The following is a 951-nucleotide window of genomic DNA, read 5'->3' on the forward strand; positions in this document are numbered from 1 at the left end:
CTCACACCTCCGGGTATGCCTATTCGATCTGGAGCGATGCACTGACCCGCTACGAGAACGTCACCGGCATGCCGGACATCGCCACGTGCAAGAACGGCGCCTTCCTGGCACCGCTCGAATTCGACCCCGGCGAACGCTGGCAATACGGCATCAGCATGGACTGGGTCGGAAAGCTGGTGGAAGCGGTCAGCGACCAGTCTCTGGAAGTCTATTTCCTCGAGAACATCTTCGCCCCGCTCGGCATGACCGATTCAGGCTTCCTGATCGGAAGCAAGCAGAAGGCCAGGGTCGCCACCTTCCATAACCGTCGCGAAGACGGCGGCCTGACGCCCGCTCCCTTCGAAATGCCGCAGCGGCCGGAATTCTTCATGGGCGGCGGCGGCGGCTTCAGTACGCCGCGCGACTACATGGCCTTCCTGCGGATGCTGCTGAACGGAGGCACTCATAAAGGCGTACGGGTGCTGAAGCCGGAAACGGTCGCGTCGATGATGCGCAACCAGATCGGCGACCTCGACGTCCAGGCCATGCGGACCGCCCAGCCTGCCTATTCGCAGAGCTTCGACCAGTTTCCAGGCGAGCCCCACAAGTGGGGTTATTCGTTCGACATCAACACGCTGCCCGGTCCGAACGGTCGGTCGGCAGGCAGCATTTCCTGGGCCGGCCTGCTCAACTGCTATTTCTGGCTCGATCCGGTCAGGAAGGTGACCGGAGCCATCTTCACCCAGCTTCTGCCCTTCTACGACGAAAAGGTCGTGAAGCTCTACGGCACATTCGAGCGCGGCCTCTACGACGGCCTCGCCTGATCAATTCCCACCTCAACACCAGGAGAACATCATGTATGCGATTACAGGAATTACTGGCAAGGTCGGCGGCGCGCTGGCGAAAGCCCTGATTGAAGCCGGAGAACCAGTCCGCGCGGTGCTGCGCGACCCCGCCAAGGCGGATGTCTGG

General features: G+C 61.8%; 2 protein-coding genes. Both read left to right on the plus strand.

Annotated features, from left to right (window positions below; all coding sequences use genetic code 11):
• A partial coding sequence (locus tag EOA22_RS35275) for a serine hydrolase domain-containing protein (protein ID WP_164756252.1) occupies positions 1–803 on the plus strand: 803 nt, incomplete at its 5' end.
• 31 nt (positions 804–834) lie between these two features.
• Positions 835–951 (plus strand): NmrA family NAD(P)-binding protein (locus EOA22_RS35280; RefSeq protein WP_164756253.1); only part of this gene is annotated, 117 nt, incomplete at its 3' end.

Source organism: Mesorhizobium sp. M7A.F.Ca.US.014.04.1.1, assembly GCF_003998745.1.
GTDB lineage: Bacteria > Pseudomonadota > Alphaproteobacteria > Rhizobiales > Rhizobiaceae > Mesorhizobium > Mesorhizobium ciceri.